Source organism: Streptomyces sp. NPDC001980 (genome assembly GCF_040296885.1).
GTDB lineage: Bacteria > Actinomycetota > Actinomycetes > Streptomycetales > Streptomycetaceae > Streptomyces.
The window spans coordinates 36,335-53,622 of the sequence record NZ_JBEOYD010000004.1 but is presented as its reverse complement, the minus strand read 5'-3'; the positions used below and the strand labels follow the sequence as shown (position 1 = coordinate 53,622).

Below are 17,288 nucleotides of genomic sequence, written 5' to 3'. Positions count from 1 at the left end.
CTCATGAGTTCTGTTCTGCGTCACCCGACTTCGGGCCAAGATCCGTTAATGGCCATCGAATACCGGCCGATCTCCTCCCACCTGGCGATCACACCGCCGGTGAGCGTGGTGATCCCCGCCATGAATGAGGCGGAGAATCTCCCCTACGTCTTCAAGACACTTCCCGGCTGGATACACGAAGTGGTCCTTGTGGACGGTAATTCCACCGACAACACCGTGGAAGTAGCGCGGGAGTTGTGGCCCGACGTGAAAGTCGTCGAACAGAGTGGCAAGGGCAAGGGAGATGCCCTCATCACCGGGTTCGAGGCGTGCACCGGCGACATCATCGTCATGGTGGACGCGGACGGCTCGGCCGACGGCCACGAGATCGTGTCGTACGTCTCCGCCCTGGTCTCGGGCGCCGACTTCGCCAAGGGTTCGCGCTTCGCCAACGGCGGCGGCACGGACGACATGACCTTCATCCGCAAGCTCGGCAACTGGGCGCTGTGCACGGTCGTCAACCGCAAGTTCGGCGCCCGGTACACCGACCTCTGCTACGGATACAACGCGTTCTGGCGGCACTGCCTCGACAAGATCGACCTCGACTGCACCGGCTTCGAGATCGAGACCCTGATCAACATCCGGGTCGTCAAGGCGGGCCTGAAGGTGCAGGAGATCCCGAGCTACGAGTACCTCCGCATCCACGGCACCAGCAACCTGCGTGCCGTACGCGACGGGCTGCGCGTGCTCAAGGTGATCCTGAAGGAGCGCTCCAACCGGCGTGACCTGCGCCGGCAGGTGCGGCACTCCCCGATGCTCACCACGGGCCAGGGAGAGTCGTCTTGAGCGATCCCGACATCTCCGTCGTGATCTGCGTGTACACCGAGGACCGCTGGGAGGACATCCTCGCGGCGGTCTCCTCGGTGCGCGCCCAGTCGTATCCGGCGCTGGAGACCCTGCTGGTCGTCGACCACAACCCGGTGCTCCTGGAACGGCTCACGAAGGAGTACAAGGAGGACACAGAGGCCGCGGGGGTGCGGGTGCTCGCCAACGCGGGTCCCCGTGGCCTGTCCGCCGGCCGCAACACGGGCATCGCCGCCTCGTACGGCGAGGTCATCGCCTTCCTCGACGACGACGCCGTGGCCGAGCGGGACTGGCTGCGCCGCTTCGCCGAGGGGTACGCCGACCCGAAGGTGATGGCGGTCGGCGGCCGGACCATGCCGATCTGGGCCTCGGGCCGCCGCCCGGACTGGTTCCCGGAGGAGTTCGACTGGGTCGTCGGCTGCACCTACCGGGGGCTGCCGGCGGGCCGCGTCCGGGTCCGGAACGTCCTCGGCGGAAACGCTTCTTTCCGGCGTACGGCCTTCGACGCGGCGGGCGGCTTCGCCACCGGCATCGGCCGCGACGGCGACAAGCGCCCGCTGGGCTGCGAGGAGACCGAGCTGTGCATCCGGCTCACCCGGGCCCGCCCGGACGCCGTGCTGCTCATCGACGACCGCGCGGTCATCCACCACCGGGTCCCGGAAGTCCGCGAGCACTTCGGGTACTTCCGCACCCGCGCCTACGCCGAGGGCCTCTCCAAGGCCCTGGTCGCCCGCAGCGTGGGCGCCGGCAAGGGCCTGGAGTCCGAACGCCGGTACACCACGCGTGTGCTGCCCGCGGGGGTCGCTCGTGGCCTGCGGGACGCACTGCTGGCCCGGCCGGGCGGCGCGGGCCGGGCGGGCGCGATCGTCGCCGGGGTGCTCACGGCGGCGGGCGGCTATGTGGTCGGGAGCGTGCGGGCGCGGCGGGGCGGGGCGACCTTCGCCGTCGCCGGGATCGAGGGCGGGTCGTACGACCGGTCCGCCCCTGCCGACGGGGGTGCCGCATGAGTGACACCCCGGTCCCGATCCTCATGTACCACTCGGTCGCGACCGCGCCCAACGACGCCACCCGCGCGCTGTCGGTGGCGCCGGAGGCGTTCGCCGAGCAGATGGCGCTCGTCGGCGACCTGGGCCTCACCCCCGTCAACACGGCTGACCTGTGCGCGGGCTGGCGCTCCGGCGGCCCGCTTCCCGACCGTCCCGTCCTGATCACCTTCGACGACGGCTACGAGGGCGTGCACCGGCACGCCCTGCCCGTGCTCGCCAAGCACGGCTTCGCGTCCACGCTGTTCGTCTCGACGGGCTGGATCAGGGGTACGCACGACACCGGCGGCGGCCTGGACGCCATGCTCGACTGGGACCAGGTCCGCGAACTCGCGGGCGCCGGCTGCGAGATCGGCGGGCACAGCCACACCCACCCGCAGCTCGACCAGCTGGACGACGAGCGGCTGCGCGCCGAACTGGTGCGCTGCCGGGAGATCGTCACCGACGAACTGGGCGCCGCACCCGCGTCGTTCGCCTACCCGTACGGCTACTCCAGCCGCCGGGTCCGGCAGGCCGTGCGGGCGGCCGGGTACACCCAGGCGCTCGCCGTCGGCAACGGTCTCGCCCGCCGCCGTCAGGGTCCGTTCGCGCTGCAGCGCGTCACCGTGCGCCGCAGTACGGACACCGAGGAGTTCGCCCGGCTGCTCGAAGGCCGTTCGATCGCCCGCAACTTCGCCAGGGACCGTGCCCTCACCAAGGGTTACGCCGTTCTCCGCAGAGCACGCCAGGTCCGCCGGAAGGCCATCCGTTCCCGTGTCTGACACGACCACCACAACAAAGGCCAACACACCCGACACAGCGGCGCCCGAGCAGTCGGGGCGCCGCCTTCGCCTGCCCGGACGGAGCGGCTCGTCCGGCGGCAGCCCACTCTTCCGGAACGCCTATGCGCTGATGCTGAACACCGGCATCTCCGCCGTCCTGGGCCTCGGCTTCTGGCTGGCCGCGGCCCGCTACTACTCCGAGTCGGCCGTAGGCCAGAGCTCCGCCGCCATCGCCGCCATGAAACTCCTGGCGGGACTGACCGCGGTGACCCTGACCGGCGCCCTCGCCCGCTTCATCCCGGTCGCCGGACGCCACACCGGCAAGTTCATCTTCCGTACCTACGCGGGCAGTTCGCTGATCGTGGCGCTGGCGGCCGGGGTCTTCCTGCTGACGCTGGGCGTGTGGGGGCCGTCGTACCGCTTCCTGCACGGGCCGCTGCCCGGCCTCGGGTTCGTCGTCGCGGTGATCGCCTGGAACCTGCTCACGCTCCAGGACGGGGTGCTGACCGGGCTGCGCAACGCGCCCTGGGTGCCGGTGGGCAACACCGTTTTCTCCGCTGTGAAGCTGGCGCTCCTTGTCGCCTTCGCGGCGGCGATCCCGATGGCCGGTGTCTTCGTCTCCTGGGTCGCCGCGATCGCCACCTCGTTCGTACCGCTCGGCTGGCTGGTGTTCCGGCGCCTGGTGCCCCGGCACGTCAAGGCGACCGCGGACCATGCGAAACCGCCCACGCTGAAGGAGATCGGCAGGTTCCTGGCCGGCGACTACACCGGCTCGCTGTTCTCCCTCGCCGTGGTCTACCTGGTCCCGGTCATCATCGCCTCGCAGGTCAGCTCCGAGGACAACGCGTACTTCTACATCACCACCACCATCGGCGGCACCACCAACCTGCTCGCCATCAACATGGGCGCCTCGCTGACCGTCGAGGGCTCGCACGACCCGGCCCGACTGGCCGGCAACACCCGTGCGGCGCTGAAGCGGATGGCCCGGATCATGATCCCCATCTGCGCGCTGCTGTTCTTCGGGGCGCCCTGGATCCTCGGTGTGTTCGGCCCCGGCTACGCGGACGCGGCGACCCCGCTGCTGCGCTGGTTCGCGGTCGGCGCGCTGCTCAGGGTCGTGATGGAGACGTACTTCGCGGTGCTGCGCGCGCAGAGCCGTACCGCCGGCCTTGCCTGGCTGCAGGGCCTGTTGTGCGTGCTGGTGCTCGGGCTGACCCTGCTGCTCCTGCCCCGGATGGGGCTGACCGGCGCGGGCGTGGCCGAGATCTCCAGCCTCGCGGTGATCGTGACGATCGCGGCGCCCCGGCTGTGGCGGACGCTGCGGGCCGCCCCGGCGGAGATCCCCGAGGACACGGCTCCGGACGGCGACCTCGCCGACCTGGGCGCGCGCGAGGTCCCGTCCGCCGCCGCAGCGCGCAGGCGGGGTCCGGCGTGGGCGCTGGACACCGACACCCTCGCCCTCGGCATCCATGTGGACTTCGACCATGTGGAGCGGCGCCCGGACGTCCGGCCGGGTCCGGGAACTCCGCCCACGGGTACGCCCGTTGTCCGACCGGAGGACCGGCCGACGTGGGCGCTCCGGCCGGCACGGAACCCGGGGCTGCCGGTGGAGGAGAGAGAGCCGCACGCGGAGGCCTCGCTCGGGCCTGCCGAGGCCTCGCTGCTGAGGGAGGCGGAAGTCGACGCGCCGTTCGGAAAGGCGGTCGTACCCGAGGAGCCGGGCGTACCGGCCGAGGCTCCGGAGGAGTCCGCGCCCGTGCGCTCGTTGCGGGAGCGGCTGACGCCCACCCGCTCGGGAGTCGTCCTCGGCTGTCTGCTGGTCGCCGCCCTGCTGCTCTACTGGGTGCCGGCGGCCCGGCTCGACGAGGCCGACCTGGACCGGATGGGCGGGCTCGGGCTGATCTCGGTGCTGCCGCTGCCGACGCTGGTCGGGGCGGCGCTGCTGGTCACGGTGTTCGCCGCGCTGCTGTGGCTGCGCCGGGAGCACAAGACGCTGCTCCTGGTCACGCTGCTGGCGACGGTCGTGTCGCTGCACGCCCTGCCCGCCGTGATCGAGACGGAGCCGCGCTTCCCGACCGCCTGGCAGCACCTCGGCTTCATCGACTACATCGACCGCACCGGCTCGGCGGTACCGGACCTGGACGCCCGCTGGAGCTGGCCGGGCTTCTTCGCGGCGGCCGCGTTCATCGGCCGGGCCTGCGGGGTCACGGACTTCACCGAGGTCATCCGCTGGTGGCCGACGTTCATCCAACTGGCCTATCTGGCACCGATGTTCCTGCTCGTACGGTCGCTGCGGGCGAGCTGGCGGGCGAAGTGGACCGGCATCTGGATCTTCGTGCTGTGCGGCTGGGTCGGCCAGGACTACTTCTCCCCGCAGGGCTTCACGTACCTGCTCTATCTGATGTTCGTGGCGATCCTGCTCGTCTGGTTCCGTGCCCCGCACGTCGTCTGGGCGAAGTTCCGGCCGGGCGAGGCGGAGGTCGAGCCGACGAACCGCCGTCAACAGGCCGTGCTGCTCATGGTGCTGATCGGCCTGTACGCGGCGACGGTCCCGGCGCACCAGCTCACCCCGTTCGTGATGCTGGGCGTGCTGGCGGCCCTGGTGCTGATCGGCCGGTCCGAACTGCGGGGCCTGCCCCTCCTGTTCGGGGTGGTCGCGGCCGTCTGGCTGGGCTTCATGGCCGAGCCGTACTGGTCGGGGCACTTCAACGAGCTGTTCGGCGGGGTCGGCGGAGTCGGCAGCAATGTCTCCACCTCGGTCTCCGGCCGTATCCAGGGCGGCAGTTCGACCCACAAGCTGGTCCTGTACGTCCGGGTCCTGCTGGCCGGGAGCATGATGGCGTTCGCCGTCTGGGGCTGGTGGCGCCGCCGCTTCCACCGGTACCGCGAGCGTTCCCTGCTGGTCCTGACCTTCGTCCCGTTCCTGGGCTTCGGCATGCAGTCCTACGGCGGCGAGATGGCGCTGCGCGTCTTCATGTTCGCCGTGCCGGGCGCGGCCCTGCTGGCCGGGCTCGCCCTGTTCCCGCGCACCGGGGTCACGGCGAAGGAGCGTGAGAAGGAGAAGGCCAGTCTGGCCCCGGTGGCCGCGCTCATGGCCGGGTTGCTGCTCATGGGGGGCTTCCTGGTGGCCCGTTGGGGCAACGAGAGCTTCGAACGGGTGCGGCCCGGCGAGGTCGCCGCCATGGACTACGTCTACGCCCACGACAAGCCGACGGTACGGCTGCTGTGGCTGAGCAACGACACGGTCAACGACGTGACCCCGGCGATCCCCTGGGGCGCGAAGGACATGGAGCGGGTCGACTACCTGCCGACGCTCGCCCCGACCGACCCGGTGCTGGTGTCGAGCCTGGTCAAGGCGTTGAAGGACGCGGGCCCGAACTCGTATCTGATGATCAACAGGAGCCAGGTGACCTATCTCCGGATGGACGCCGGCTACTCGGCGACCTGGGAGAGCCGGCTGATCCAGAACCTGGACGACCGGCAGGACCTGACGAAGGTCCTGGTCAACGACGACTTCACCATGTACGCGCTGCGCACGCAGCCCGCGGGAGCGGTGGCGAAGCCGGATCCGGGGCCGATCGGGCCGCGGATCACCTGGACGCCGTGGTCGGTGATCGGCGGTCTCGCCGCCGTAGCGCTGATCCTGCTGCTGACGGCGCGCGAGGTGGTCCGGGTCGCGGTCCGGCCCGGGGTGCGTCAACTGCGGTTGCTGCAGGGCAGCTTCTGGTTCTCGCTGCCGCTGATGGCGGTGCTGCTGGCCTCGCTGGCGCAGCGGTTCCTGACGATCAAGTAGGCCAGGCCTACGAGGTGAAGTGGCTCACCTGGTGAGCCACTTCACCTCGTAGGCCTTCATCTCGAACCGCTTCCCGTCCACCTGGGCGCTGATCGCCCGGTCGAGGGTGTTGACCACCAGGACCGTCCTGTCGCTGGCGAGGACGCGGACGTTGGGCACGTCGTCCTGGGCGACGGAGACCGTCTCGTACCTGGTTCCCGGCGGGAACGCCTTCCCGAACCGCGACACCAGGTCGTACATGGGCAGCGCCTGCCCGCCGTCCCCGCTGTCGGTCGTGGTCCACAGGCAGCCCGCGCAGTCGCCGCCCTTCTCGTCCTCCGGGTTCCAGTAGAAGCCGGAGTCGGCGCCGCCCCTGACCAGGGCGATCATGCCGGTGGCCTGGACGGCGACCCGGTGGTCCTCGGTCCAGCCGTCGCGTTCGTCCCGGCCGTCGGCGGGCTCGACGTAGTACTCGGCCCACCACAGCGGCAGGTCGTGCGTCCGCTTCCGCAGCCACTCGCTGACGTAGGTCAGCTTCTCCGTGGCGGCGAACTCGTTCGGCAGCATGTCGTCGTCGTTGGTGTAGCTGGATCCGTCGACGACCACGAAGTCGGCGCCCGCCTTGTGGGTGTTCCAGTAGTCGAAGGCGTCGACAACCCGCTGGTCCATGACGCCCCAGTCACCCTTGAGGGTGGTCGAGGCGTTCTCGGTCTGGCGCGGGTCGAAGCTGTCCATGACGAGGTACGGCCCGCCGACCATGATGTCCTTGTCGACGGCCTTCAGCGCCTTGTAGACGAGGTTGTAGAGCTCGGTGTAGCCCTCGTAGTCCCAGCGGCCCTTCGCGTTGTTCCAGAAGCCCTTGAACTCGTTCCAGACGATGAAGTGACGTACGTCCGGATAGCGCCTGGCGACGGTCGCGGCGAGGTCGGCGTAGTCCTGGTAGTGGTCGGGGGTGGGCGCGGTCTCCAGGGCGGCCTGGCTCCAGTCGGTGTTGTTCACCCCGGCCCTGCCGCCCTTCATCCAGTCCGGCGAGCAGCACAGGGTGATCACCGGGGTGCCGCCCGACCTGCGCATGAAGTCGACGCGCCGGTCCAGCGCGCCGAAGTCGTAACGCCCCTTCACCGGCTCGGGATTGTCGGCGCCCCAGCCCATGATGGCCTGGTCCTGCGGCATCCCGGCGTCCTGGGACAGCCGGTCCTCGACCCGCTCGGTGGCGGTCGTACTGCCCTCGTCGGCGCTGTACTGGGTGTGGGTGAAGCCCCAGCCCACGGACGGCTCGGTGGTGTCCGGCGGGGTGGCCGGGGTGCCGTGCACCTTGTCGCCGTCGCGGGTCGTACCCGCGGCGTCGGCGCCGCCCCCGGGAAGTGTGTTGACCAGTGTCACGATCAGGGCGAGCGCGGCCAAGCCCACCCCGAGCAGGGCGGTGAGCCGCCACCGCCGAGCCCCCGAATTCCACCCATGACGTCCCATCAAGGACAAGAGTAACGGCGGACATCGTCCCGGGGGCGGGTCTTGGGCACACCCACGCGACCCGAAGGAGCGCGGGGCTGTGTTCGACATGCGGCTCCGCCGCGTGAGCGCGCCCAGCCGCCCCGTACGACCCGCACGACCCGCGCCTTGGGGAGCGGCGCTGCCATCCGAGGGAAATGCCGTGCGCGCAGCACATCCGTGGCGGATCATGGCGGCATGTCTGCCAAGCCGCACGAGACGCTGCCGATCCGGCTCAACGTCGACGACTCCGACTCCCCGTCCGACGTCGTCGACGCGCTGTTCCTCGGCCGCTTCGCGACGGGCGAGCAGCCGTACTCGCACGCGGCCAACATCGACCGGGTGCGGTCCGGGGCGACCCTGCTGCCGAAGGAGGCGCGGGTGCTGCGGGTGGCCCGCGACGACGACCGCAGCGCGACGCTCGCGGAGGGCGACGGCTGGACCCTCCTCGTCTCCCGCTGGAACCGGGGCGCCGACGTGACCGTCACCGCCACCACCGCGGAACTTGCCGCGAAGGTGCTGAACGAGGCGACGGACGGCGCGGCGGACGAGCCGGAACCGCAGCCGGAGAACGTCACCATGGGCTTCTGGTACGTCTCGCCGCGCCGCGGCCCGCACCGCACCACCCGGCAGATCTCCGCGGGCACCTGGGACGAGGTCCGCGCCAACTACACGGCGCCGGTCGCGGATGCGATGGACCGCCTGATGAAGACGACGCCCGAGGACATCGCGGGCCGCCTGCTCCTCCTGCACGGCCCGCCCGGCACCGGCAAGACCTCGGCCCTGCGCACGCTCGCCCGTTCCTGGCGGGACTGGTGCCAGGTGGACTGCGTCCTCGACCCGGAACGGCTCTTCTCCGACGTCGGCTATCTGATGGACATCGCGATCGGCGAGGAGGACGGCGCCGGCAAGGGCCGCTGGCGGCTCCTGCTGCTGGAGGACTGCGACGAACTGATCCGCGGCGAGGCCAAGCACACGGCGGGCCAGGCGCTGTCCCGGCTGCTGAACCTCACCGACGGCCTGCTCGGCCAGGGCCGCAACGTCCTGGTCGGCGTCACCACCAACGAGGACCTGGAGCGGCTGCACCCCGCCGTGGTCCGCCCCGGCCGCTGCCTGGCCCGGATCGAGGTGGGCCCGCTGACGCACCGCGAGGCGGTGAACTGGCTCGGCACGGAGGATGCCGTGGGCCGGGACGGGGCGACCCTGGCGGAGCTGTACGCGCTGCGCCGGGGCACGGCGCCGACGTCGGTGCCGGGGGCGCGGGAGGGCGCGGACGCGGGGCTGTACCTGTAGTGCTTTGATGAGGGTATGGCCCTGTTCGTCGGAACCTCGGGCTGGCAGTACAAGGACTGGCGGAACGTCCTGTACCCGGCCGATGTGCCCCTGCGCGCATGGCTGGAGGAGTACGCGACGCACTTCACGACGGTCGAGCTGAACAACGCGTTCTACCGCCTCCCGACCCGCGAGAACTTCGAGTCCTGGCGGGACCGGGTCCCGCCGGACTTCGTGATCGCGGTCAAGGCGAGCCGCTATCTCACGCACGTCAAACGCCTCAAGGACCCCGAGGAGCCGGTCGACCGCCTGATGGCCCACGCGACGGGCCTCGGCGACCGGCTGGGCCCGGTCCTCCTCCAGCTCCCGCCGACGCTCAAGGCGGACCCGCCGCTGCTGGACGCCTGTCTGTCGTGCTTCCCGCGCGGTACGAGGGTGGCGGTGGAACCCCGCCACGACTCCTGGTGGACGCCGGAGACCCGCGAGGTCCTGGAGTCCCGGGGCGCGGCCCTGTGCTGGGCCGACATCCAGGCCCGCCCCATGACCCCCCTCTGGCGCACCGCCGACTGGGCCTACGTCCGTTTCCACCAGGGGCGCGCCCACCCCTGGCCCCGCTACGGCCGCCGCTCCCTGGAAACCTGGATCGACCGCATCGCCACGGCGTACCCCAGGACGGCCGACGTCTACGCGTACTTCAACAACGACCCGGGCGGGGCGGCCGTGCGGGACGCGGTGGCGTTCGGGAAGGCGGCGGACCGGGCGGGGCTGACGGTGACCAGGACGCCGGAACTGAGCACGAGCGGCTGACGCCGGGCTGCCGGCGGTGCCGAGTCGTCCTCAGCCCTTCCCGTACGCCGCCCGCACCGCGTCCCGGGCCGCTGCGAGCGCCTCCTCCTCGGCCAGCCCCAGCCGCCGCACCCGCTCGGCGTAGGCCTGCGCGGCCAGCGACGCCTCGCGTTCCGCGGCCGAGCCCGCCGCGGCGACGAACGTGCCGTTGCGCCCCCGCGTCTCGATCACCCCGTCCGTCTCCAGGGCCCGGTACGCCTTGGCCACCGTGTTCACCGCCAGGCCCAGCGACTCGGCCAGCCCCCTGACCGTCGGCAGCCGGTACCCCACCGGCAGCACGCCGCCCCGCGCCTGCTCGGAGATCTGCGCCCGTACCTGCTCGTACGGCGGCGCGCTGTCATCGATGTGGATCTTCAAGGTCACGGCCCGATTCTCCCGCAACCGCCGGAAAATGAGAGGCATCCCGCACACGTCCCGCATAGCGTGCGCCCCATGACAGTGATCGTGCGTGACCTGCGCCCCGACGCCCGGTCCGACGCCGAGGGCTTCGCCCGGGTCCGGCAGCTCGCCCTCCCCTTCATGCTGTTCACCCCGGAGTCGCTGGTCCACGACCTCACGCACACCCACCCCGACGCCCGCTTCCGCCAGCTGGTCGCGGAGGAGGACGGCGAGGTCGTCGGCACCGCCCAGGTCGGCCTCGCGCACGAGAGCACGGAGCCGGGCCAGGGTTTCGCCAACGTGTACGTGCATCCGGAGCGCACCGGCAGGGGCGCCGGCACCCTCCTGGCCCGTACGGCGGAGGCGCACCTCTCGGCCGTCGGCGCGAGCACGTCGTACGCCTGGGTCCTGGACGCCCCGCCCAACCGCGCCTTCGCCGAGCGGCGCGGCTACCGGGCGAGCCGGTCCGCCCACTTCCTCCGGCTCGACCTCGCGCACGGCGCCCTCCCCCCGCTGCGGACTCCCCCGCCCGGCGTGGAGCTGCGCACCGCCGCCGACTTCGCCGACGACCCGCGTCCGCTCTTCGCCCTCGACGCGGAGACGACGCTGGACGAACCGAGCGACATCGACACGGAGTTCGCCGACTACGCGGCGTGGCTGGACGGGACCTGGCGGCACCCCCTGTTCAGCCGGGAGCTGACCTCGGTGGTCCTGGTCGACGGCCGCCCCGCCGCCTTCAGCGCGGCCCGCACCGACGGCGGCACCAGGTACGGCACCGTCATGACCGGCACGGCCCGTGCCTTCCGCGGCCGGGGACTGGCCAAGCTCGCCAAGAACGACTCATTGCACCGCGCCCGCGCCGCCGGCTTCACGGAGGCGTTCACGGGCAACGACAGCGGCAACGGCCCGATGCTCGCGATCAACAAGTGGTTCGGGTACGAGATCTGCGCGACGGAGGTCAGGTATGTCCGTGAACTCGGCTGAACCGGCGGGCACGGTGGACGTCGTGCTGGTCAAGGCGGGCCGTACGAAGATCCGTTACCCCGCCGCGCTGCTGCACGACGACGGCGTCCGGATCGCCGTACGCGCCCCCTGGGCCGGCGACACGCCCCGCGACTTCGGCTTCGTCCGCTTCGAACAGGGCGACGTCTTCACCGAGTTCTACTGGCGGGACCGCTGGTACGCGGTGAAGGAGGTCCGCGCGGCCGACGGCACGCTGAAGGGCTGGTACTGCGACGTCACCCGCCCGGCGACGCTCACCGGCGGCCGGCTGGTCGTCGAGGACCTCGACCTGGACCTGTGGCGTTCCGCCGACGGCACGGACGTACGGCGCCTGGACGAGGACGAGTTCGCCGAGAGCGGGCTGGCGGAGCGGGACCCGGAGGCAGCGGCGGCGGCCGTGACCGCGCTCGACACGCTGGAGACCCTGGCCGGGAAGCCGGATTTCGCCGCCCTGCTGTCCCTGCGGCCGTGACGCCCCCTCACACCGTCGCCACCACCGCGTACCGCTCGTCGTCCACCTCCTTGCCCCACAGCACCGCCTGCGCCGACAGCGGCTCCACGCGCACGTCCGCGGCGAGCGGCGCGAGGAGGGCGGTGAGCCGGTCGGCGGGTATGCCGACCGGGGTCACGGTCCCCCACACCCCCTCCACCAGCACGAACCGCCCGCCGGGCCGCAGCAGGCCCCGCCAGTGCCGCAGCACGCGCGCGGGGTCGGGCAGCGCCCACAGCACATGCCGTACGAGAACGACGTCGAAGAGCCGCTCGCCCACCGGCGGTGCCGCCGCGTCGCCGAGCAGGAACACCGCGTCACGGCCGGCGAGCTTGGCGCGGGCCCGCGCCACCATCGCCGGGGAGCTGTCGACCCCGGTGACGCGATGGCCCTGCTCGGCGGCGAGGAGGGCCAGGCTGCCGGTGCCGCAGCCGAGGTCGAGGACGTCGACGGGGCGGGCGGGCAGCCACGCCGTGAGCCGCGCCGCCCAGGCCGTGCGGACCTCGGGCGCACCGAGGCCATGATCCGGCTCCTCGTCGAACCGGGCCGCCTCGGCATCCCAGTCGACACTCACCGCAACCGTCCGATCACTTTCGTTCCTCATGCCCCCAGCGTGACACCCACCACTGACACTCGGTCCATGTGACAGCGACCACTGACAGACCGGCACCGATGAGGAACTCTCGCCAAAAGCGTCTACCTCCGTGACAACACGGATCTCGGTAGGCACTGAAGGAGGCAGCCATGCGCCGCACAACCGTGCAGAAGCCCCTGAAGAGGACGGACAGCCGCCGGATCCGCGAGGAGGCCGACGAGCGCCCCGCCGGACGCCCCGAGGTGCGCAAGGACATCGCACGCACCTGGTGGCCGGACGGCTGACCGGGCCCGCTCCCCGGGCCCTTCAGTCCAGCCGCTTGCGGTAGTGGATCCGGTCGTACGGCCCGTCCACGCGCCGCTCGACGACTTCGTAGCCGTACTTCGGGTAGATCTTCTGGTTCTCCCACATCAGGGCGTTCGTATAGAGCCTGACCTCGGGCAGGCCCAGCGCACGCGCGCGTGCGTCCACGAACTCCAGCAGCCGCCGTCCCACCCCCGTGCCGTGCGCGTCGGGGCGGACGGCGATGCTGTCGAGGAACAGGTGGTCGTCGTGGGCCTCGATGACGACGAGCCCGATCACCGGCTCCCCGACGACGAACACCCGGCCCGCGGCCACATTCGCCATGTGGTCCGCCTCCATGGGCTGCGGCACCACCCCGATCCGCGCGATGTAGTGGCGGTACGCCATATCGGTCACGGCCTTCACGGCCGGTACGTCGGCGGCCCGGGCGGGCCGGATCTCGTCGTTCGTCATGGCGTGAACGCTAGCTACCTCAGCGCAGTCCGAACATTCCCTTAAGGCGACCATAAGGATCTCCGTCGCCCGCTCCCAGCAGGCGATTTCACGGTTCCTTGGGGCTAGCTTTCTGATCGCCCCCACGGGATCCGGCCCGCCCGACCCCGCCCCCCCCGAGGACCGTTCCGAGGAGTCTCCGCATGCTCGCAACACGCCGTCAGCTCGCTGTCGCCGTCGCGCTCGGCGTGGGTGCGGTCACATTCGCCGCCGCGCCCGCGTCCGCGCACGGCACGATGGGCGACCCGGTCAGCCGGGTCGCCCAGTGTTACGCGGAGAACCCGGAGAGCCCGAAGTCCGACGCGTGCAAGGCGGCGGTGGCGGCCGGCGGCACACAGGCCCTCTACGACTGGAACGGCATCCGCATCGGCGACGCGAACGGGCGGCACCAGGCGCTGATCCCGGACGGGAAGCTGTGCAGCGCGGGCAACGACGAGTTCAAGGGCCTCGACCTGGCCCGCGCCGACTGGCCGGCGACGAACGTGAGCAGCGGGTCGTACACCTTCAGGTACCGGGTGACCGCGCCGCACAAGGGCACCTTCAAGGTGTATCTCACCAAGGCCGGCTACGACCCGGCCAAGCCGCTGGCCTGGGCGGACCTGGACCTCGACCACCCGGTGGCGACGGCCACCGACCCGGTCGCCGCCGACGGTTTCTACACGTTCTCCGGCGCCCTCCCCGAACGCACCGGCCGCCAGCTGCTGTACGCGGTCTGGCAGCGCTCGGACAGCCCGGAGGCCTTCTACTCCTGCTCGGACGTGGACTTCGGGGGCAGTGACAACGCCCACACCGGTACGGCCACCACCGCCTCGCCGGCCCCGACCGCCTCCGCTCCCACCGACGAGCAGATCGCGGCCGGTGCCGACAAGTCGACGGTCGAGCACGGTGGTCACGGCGACGACGACGCGAGCACCTCGGCCGAGCCGGTCGCGGAGGCCAACGCGCCCGAGCCCGCCGGAAGCCCGGAGACGACGCTCGCCGCGACCGGCGGCGACGGCTCCACGCCGTACCTCGCGGTCGGCGGGGCGGCCGCCCTGGCGCTGGGCTCCAGCGCGCTCTTCCTGTCGGTACGGCGGCGGGCTCCCCGGCGCTGATCCCTCATGGTTCCGGGGCCTGACCGGCGGCTCAGGCCGGACAGGCCCCGGCGGCGTTCAGTTGGGCGGCGGCTCAGCTGAACGCCGACGCACAGGTGGTGGCGGTGGCGTGTGCCGGGTCGAGCGCGTTGGCCACCTCGTGGAAGGCGATCCGGTCGAAGAGCCCGATCGCCACGTGCTCGGAGAGGTCGAGCGAGCACAGGTCCTGGAGCAGGACGTTGTGGACGTCGGAGCCGCTCAGGTACTGGCTCTGCCAGGGCGTGGCCACCTCGTCGTACTTGGTGGCGATGACCGTGTAGTGCACTCCGGGGACGGTGTCGCCGCCCGCGTTGAGCTTGGTGAGGAAGGCGGAGCCGGGGATCTGGTCGGCGAGGCCGGGGGTGGTGGCCTTGATCAGGTCCGAGGCGCCGGGGAAGTACGGCAGCAGGTTGGTGAGGCCGCTGAGGGTGGCGCCGTGGTTGTCGGGGGCGAGGCCGACGAGGGCGTTCACCTTGGCGGAGCCGCCGAGGAACTTCAGGTAGTAGCGGGGCATCATGCCGCCCTGGGAGTGGCCGACGAGGTCGGCCTTGGCGGCGCCGGTCGCGGCGAGCACTTTGTCTACGAAGGCGGAGAGTTGCTCTGCCGACTTGTCGATGGGGCCGAGGCCGTAGAAGACGGGGACGCCGGTCAGCTGGCCGTAGTCGAGGGAGAAGACGCAGTAGCCGCGGTCCTCCAGGTACGGGGCGAGGGAGAGCCAGTTGTCGACGGAGTTCCCGAGGGTGCCGTGGACCAGGATCACCGGGCGGGGGTGGGCGGCGGAGGGGCGGCAGGAGTAGTCGTTCCAGCCGGTGGTGGGGGCGCTGGAGGCGTGGGCGGTGGCGGCGGGAACGGTGGCGACGGCGGCGGCGAGGAGCAGCGCGGTGAGGGGTCTGAGCACTCGTTTCCAGGGCAGCATCGGGTGATCTCCTTGCGGCTCAAGGGAGTTACGACGGCCTTACGCCCTGTGATCCGGATCACGAAGGATGCTGTTCACTCATCAAGTTACGGACGAGTAGTGCAAGCGTGAAGTTACGCGTCGGTAAAACTTCCGAGTAACCGGTCGCACACCACTCGCCTGACGGGATGTCACCGGCCGGGCCTGAGGGGACCATAGGGCGCGATACGGAAAAGACCATCCCGCAACACGCGCGCTTCCTCCCCGCTCAGCACATCGCCCCACTCCCGCACGACCTCCGCGGCCCGCGTGCACGCCCACCCCCGCCGGAGTTGACCGGTGACGGCCGGTGCCCGGCGGCGATGGCTGCCCGCCCGCTCCGGGCGGGCGGACGCCTCGTCACCGGGCACTCGTCCGCTGAAGGCGCTACCGGCCCGTCACATCAAGAATCCGGAAGCCGTAGGCCGGCAGGCTGACGGTGTACTCGCTGCCGTTGATCGCGTCCGCGCCGCCTCCCTTGTAGAGGTCCCTGGGCGTCTGGTGCGTGTCGATGCCGGTGCCGGTCAGGTCCACGGTCACGTCCTTGGCCGTGCTGTCGAAGTTGTAGACGAGCAGGGCGGTCTGCTTGCCGTCCTCGCTGGTGCGGCGCATGGCGTACACCTTCGGGTCGTCCCCGGCGGGGACGCGGGTGCGGTCGGCCGCGGGCAGCAGGGCCTTGTTGGCGTTGACGGTCTCCAGGACCTTCTCCCAGTCGGTCCTGAGCTGCTTGGGCCAGTGGATGTACTGGTCGTACATGCCCGAGCCGTAGAGCATGCCGGAGCCGGCGAGGAGGGCGGCTTCCTGGACCCGCATGACGTCGTCCTGCGCGTACGCCGGGTACGTGTGCGGGTCCAGGTTGGTCGCCGGGTCGTCGCCCCAGATGCTCCAGGCGAACGTGGTGGATCCCGCCGCGCGGGCGATGTCGGTGTTGTGCAGCGCCGTCTCGAGCCCGTTCGCGTCGATGTCGCCGTCGACGATCCGGGTGTAGTCGTTCACCGTGTCGTCGTCGGTGTAGTTGAACCAGGACGTGTACCCGAACTGCTGGTTGGCGGCCGCGGTGGAGGAGTTGGTCCGTTCGCTGGTCAGCCACTTGTCGGTGCCGGTGTAGGTCTTGGGCAGGTCGATCGCGGCGTTCTTCCAGCGGGTGTCGGTCGTGCCCACGTCCCACATGAAGCCGTCGATGCCCGTGTCGAGCCAGAACTTCTCGATCCGCTCCACCTCGGCCGCGTTGCCGGCCAGGTTGTAGTCGAAGCCGGGTCCGAACCACAGCTTCCAGTAGAAGGCCCCGGCGGTGGGGCTCCACGCCCAGGAACTGACTCCGGCGGGCCCCATCCGCGGCTGGGGAAGGGGCTCGGACGGGTTGTCGGTCCAGTGGAAGGAGCTGACCTCGCGGGAGGTGCGGTCGCCGGCCGCGTACTCCTTCTCGGCCTTCTCGAAGTACGGGGACCGGTCGTCCAGGTAGATGTTGACGAAGTACGTGACGACCTTCATGCCCTTGCGGTGGGCCGCGGCGACCAGGTTCTTCCAGTCCTTCATCGTGCCGTTCTGCGGCGAGACCGAGTAGAAGTCGACGGGGTCGCAGCCGTCGCAGGTCTTCTTGTCGCCGCTGTACGGGCTGAAGAATCCGAGCACCCGGATGCCGCGGCTCTTCAGATTGTCGAGGTCCTTCTCGACGTCCTTGTACCGGTAGCCGAAGTACGTGTTGTAGTACCACATGAACCCGTTGAGGTTCTGGAAGTCGGTGCTCTGCCGGGTGCCTTCCGCAGGTACCGCCGACGTGCTCGGTGCGGCCGCTTCGGCGGGGCTCCCGCTCGACGCGAGCGTCATGGGGAGCGTCAGCGCGAAGCCGAGTGCTCCGGCAAGGGCGACCTTGCGTCCGGTGTGTCTGGTGCGTCCGGTGCCTCTGGTGTACGGCATGCGGTTCTCCTCGTCCTTGAGAGAGCCTTGAGAGAGGTGC

16 protein-coding genes are annotated in these 17,288 nt (G+C 71.0%); 10 read left to right on the top strand and 6 right to left on the bottom strand.

From position 1 onward, the window contains the following. Positions 1 to 3: 3 nt before the first annotated feature. From ABT137_RS07080 to ABT137_RS07065, 4 genes are read left to right on the top strand one after another with little or no spacing between them, the layout of a single operon-like run. The gene (locus ABT137_RS07080; protein WP_351703769.1) at positions 4 to 825 is read left to right on the top strand and encodes a glycosyltransferase family 2 protein; all 822 of its coding nucleotides are present in this window, start codon (positions 4 to 6) and stop codon (positions 823 to 825) included. Beyond that, positions 822 to 1,850, top strand: a complete 1,029-nt coding sequence (locus tag ABT137_RS07075; RefSeq protein ID WP_351703766.1) for a glycosyltransferase family 2 protein — start codon at positions 822 to 824, stop codon at positions 1,848 to 1,850. Before ABT137_RS07080 ends, ABT137_RS07075 begins: the two co-directional genes overlap by 4 nt. Beyond that, a complete protein-coding gene (locus tag ABT137_RS07070; RefSeq protein WP_351703763.1) occupies positions 1,847 to 2,647 on the top strand; it encodes a polysaccharide deacetylase family protein in 801 nt (266 codons plus the stop codon). The genes ABT137_RS07075 and ABT137_RS07070 overlap by 4 nt, the downstream gene beginning before the upstream one ends. Continuing rightward, positions 2,640 to 6,440 (top strand): lipopolysaccharide biosynthesis protein, encoded by a 3,801-nt coding sequence (locus ABT137_RS07065; protein WP_351703760.1) that lies wholly within the window; start codon positions 2,640 to 2,642, stop codon positions 6,438 to 6,440. Before ABT137_RS07070 ends, ABT137_RS07065 begins: the two co-directional genes overlap by 8 nt. A gap of 24 nt (positions 6,441 to 6,464) precedes the next feature. On the opposite strand, the gene ABT137_RS07060 is transcribed toward ABT137_RS07065, so the two are convergent. Continuing rightward, complete coding sequence (locus tag ABT137_RS07060; RefSeq protein ID WP_351703757.1) at positions 6,465 to 7,889, bottom strand: GH39 family glycosyl hydrolase; 1,425 nt, start codon at positions 7,887 to 7,889, stop codon at positions 6,465 to 6,467. A gap of 216 nt (positions 7,890 to 8,105) precedes the next feature. Between ABT137_RS07060 and ABT137_RS07055 the strand changes: the two genes are divergently transcribed. Both ABT137_RS07055 and ABT137_RS07050 read left to right on the top strand, forming a co-directional pair. Next, positions 8,106 to 9,200: a DUF5925 domain-containing protein gene (locus ABT137_RS07055; protein ID WP_351703754.1), complete on the top strand. Its 1,095-nt coding sequence runs from the start codon at positions 8,106 to 8,108 to the stop codon at positions 9,198 to 9,200. Positions 9,201 to 9,215: 15 nt separating this feature from the next. Then, positions 9,216 to 9,986 (top strand): DUF72 domain-containing protein, encoded by a 771-nt coding sequence (locus ABT137_RS07050; protein ID WP_351703751.1) that lies wholly within the window; start codon positions 9,216 to 9,218, stop codon positions 9,984 to 9,986. Between the two features lie 30 nt (positions 9,987 to 10,016). On the opposite strand, the gene ABT137_RS07045 is transcribed toward ABT137_RS07050, so the two are convergent. Next, the gene (locus tag ABT137_RS07045; protein ID WP_351703748.1) at positions 10,017 to 10,388 is read right to left on the bottom strand and encodes a GntR family transcriptional regulator; all 372 of its coding nucleotides are present in this window, start codon (positions 10,386 to 10,388) and stop codon (positions 10,017 to 10,019) included. 69 nt (positions 10,389 to 10,457) lie between these two features. On the opposite strand from ABT137_RS07045, the gene ABT137_RS07040 reads away from it, so the two are divergent. Next, positions 10,458 to 11,387 (top strand): GNAT family N-acetyltransferase, encoded by a 930-nt coding sequence (locus ABT137_RS07040; RefSeq protein WP_351703744.1) that lies wholly within the window; start codon positions 10,458 to 10,460, stop codon positions 11,385 to 11,387. Next, positions 11,368 to 11,877: a ribonuclease FAU-1 family protein gene (locus tag ABT137_RS07035; protein WP_351703741.1), complete on the top strand. Its 510-nt coding sequence runs from the start codon at positions 11,368 to 11,370 to the stop codon at positions 11,875 to 11,877. The genes ABT137_RS07040 and ABT137_RS07035 overlap by 20 nt, the downstream gene beginning before the upstream one ends. A gap of 7 nt (positions 11,878 to 11,884) precedes the next feature. Here the strand turns inward: ABT137_RS07035 and ABT137_RS07030 are convergent, their stop codons facing one another. After that, on the bottom strand, positions 11,885 to 12,499 hold the full coding sequence (locus ABT137_RS07030) for a class I SAM-dependent methyltransferase (RefSeq protein ID WP_351703738.1): 615 nt from the start codon (positions 12,497 to 12,499) through the stop codon (positions 11,885 to 11,887). 140 nt (positions 12,500 to 12,639) lie between these two features. Between ABT137_RS07030 and ABT137_RS07025 the strand changes: the two genes are divergently transcribed. Beyond that, positions 12,640 to 12,774, top strand: coding sequence for a hypothetical protein (locus ABT137_RS07025; protein WP_089102986.1), 135 nt, complete (start codon positions 12,640 to 12,642; stop codon positions 12,772 to 12,774). Between the two features lie 22 nt (positions 12,775 to 12,796). On the opposite strand, the gene ABT137_RS07020 is transcribed toward ABT137_RS07025, so the two are convergent. Then, positions 12,797 to 13,246 carry a GNAT family N-acetyltransferase gene (locus ABT137_RS07020; RefSeq protein ID WP_351703735.1) on the bottom strand — a complete coding sequence of 150 codons (450 nt, stop codon included), beginning with the start codon at positions 13,244 to 13,246 and terminating at the stop codon, positions 12,797 to 12,799. A 182-nt stretch (positions 13,247 to 13,428) separates the two neighbouring features. On the opposite strand from ABT137_RS07020, the gene ABT137_RS07015 reads away from it, so the two are divergent. Continuing rightward, a complete protein-coding gene (locus ABT137_RS07015; protein WP_351703732.1) occupies positions 13,429 to 14,379 on the top strand; it encodes a lytic polysaccharide monooxygenase auxiliary activity family 9 protein in 951 nt (316 codons plus the stop codon). 73 nt (positions 14,380 to 14,452) lie between these two features. Here ABT137_RS07015 and ABT137_RS07010 read toward each other — a convergent pair whose 3' ends face one another. Both ABT137_RS07010 and ABT137_RS07000 read right to left on the bottom strand, forming a co-directional pair. Next, positions 14,453 to 15,313 carry an esterase/lipase family protein gene (locus ABT137_RS07010; protein WP_351703729.1) on the bottom strand — a complete coding sequence of 287 codons (861 nt, stop codon included), beginning with the start codon at positions 15,311 to 15,313 and terminating at the stop codon, positions 14,453 to 14,455. A 405-nt stretch (positions 15,314 to 15,718) separates the two neighbouring features. Then, positions 15,719 to 17,248, bottom strand: coding sequence for an alpha-amylase family glycosyl hydrolase (locus tag ABT137_RS07000; protein ID WP_351703726.1), 1,530 nt, complete (start codon positions 17,246 to 17,248; stop codon positions 15,719 to 15,721). Positions 17,249 to 17,288: the final 40 nt, after the last annotated feature.

Coding starts and splice junctions, on each gene's coding strand:
- ABT137_RS07080 (WP_351703769.1), top strand. CDS start 4: ATGAGTTCTGTTCTGCGTCACCCGACTTCGGGCCAAGATCCGTTAATG.
- ABT137_RS07070 (WP_351703763.1), top strand. CDS start 1,847: ATGAGTGACACCCCGGTCCCGATCCTCATGTACCACTCGGTCGCGACC.
- ABT137_RS07060 (WP_351703757.1), bottom strand. CDS start 7,889: ATGGGACGTCATGGGTGGAATTCGGGGGCTCGGCGGTGGCGGCTCACC.
- ABT137_RS07055 (WP_351703754.1), top strand. CDS start 8,106: ATGTCTGCCAAGCCGCACGAGACGCTGCCGATCCGGCTCAACGTCGAC.
- ABT137_RS07050 (WP_351703751.1), top strand. CDS start 9,216: ATGGCCCTGTTCGTCGGAACCTCGGGCTGGCAGTACAAGGACTGGCGG.
- ABT137_RS07040 (WP_351703744.1), top strand. CDS start 10,458: ATGACAGTGATCGTGCGTGACCTGCGCCCCGACGCCCGGTCCGACGCC.
- ABT137_RS07035 (WP_351703741.1), top strand. CDS start 11,368: ATGTCCGTGAACTCGGCTGAACCGGCGGGCACGGTGGACGTCGTGCTG.
- ABT137_RS07030 (WP_351703738.1), bottom strand. CDS start 12,499: ATGAGGAACGAAAGTGATCGGACGGTTGCGGTGAGTGTCGACTGGGAT.
- ABT137_RS07025 (WP_089102986.1), top strand. CDS start 12,640: ATGCGCCGCACAACCGTGCAGAAGCCCCTGAAGAGGACGGACAGCCGC.
- ABT137_RS07020 (WP_351703735.1), bottom strand. CDS start 13,246: ATGACGAACGACGAGATCCGGCCCGCCCGGGCCGCCGACGTACCGGCC.
- ABT137_RS07015 (WP_351703732.1), top strand. CDS start 13,429: ATGCTCGCAACACGCCGTCAGCTCGCTGTCGCCGTCGCGCTCGGCGTG.
- ABT137_RS07010 (WP_351703729.1), bottom strand. CDS start 15,313: ATGCTGCCCTGGAAACGAGTGCTCAGACCCCTCACCGCGCTGCTCCTC.
- ABT137_RS07000 (WP_351703726.1), bottom strand. CDS start 17,248: ATGCCGTACACCAGAGGCACCGGACGCACCAGACACACCGGACGCAAG.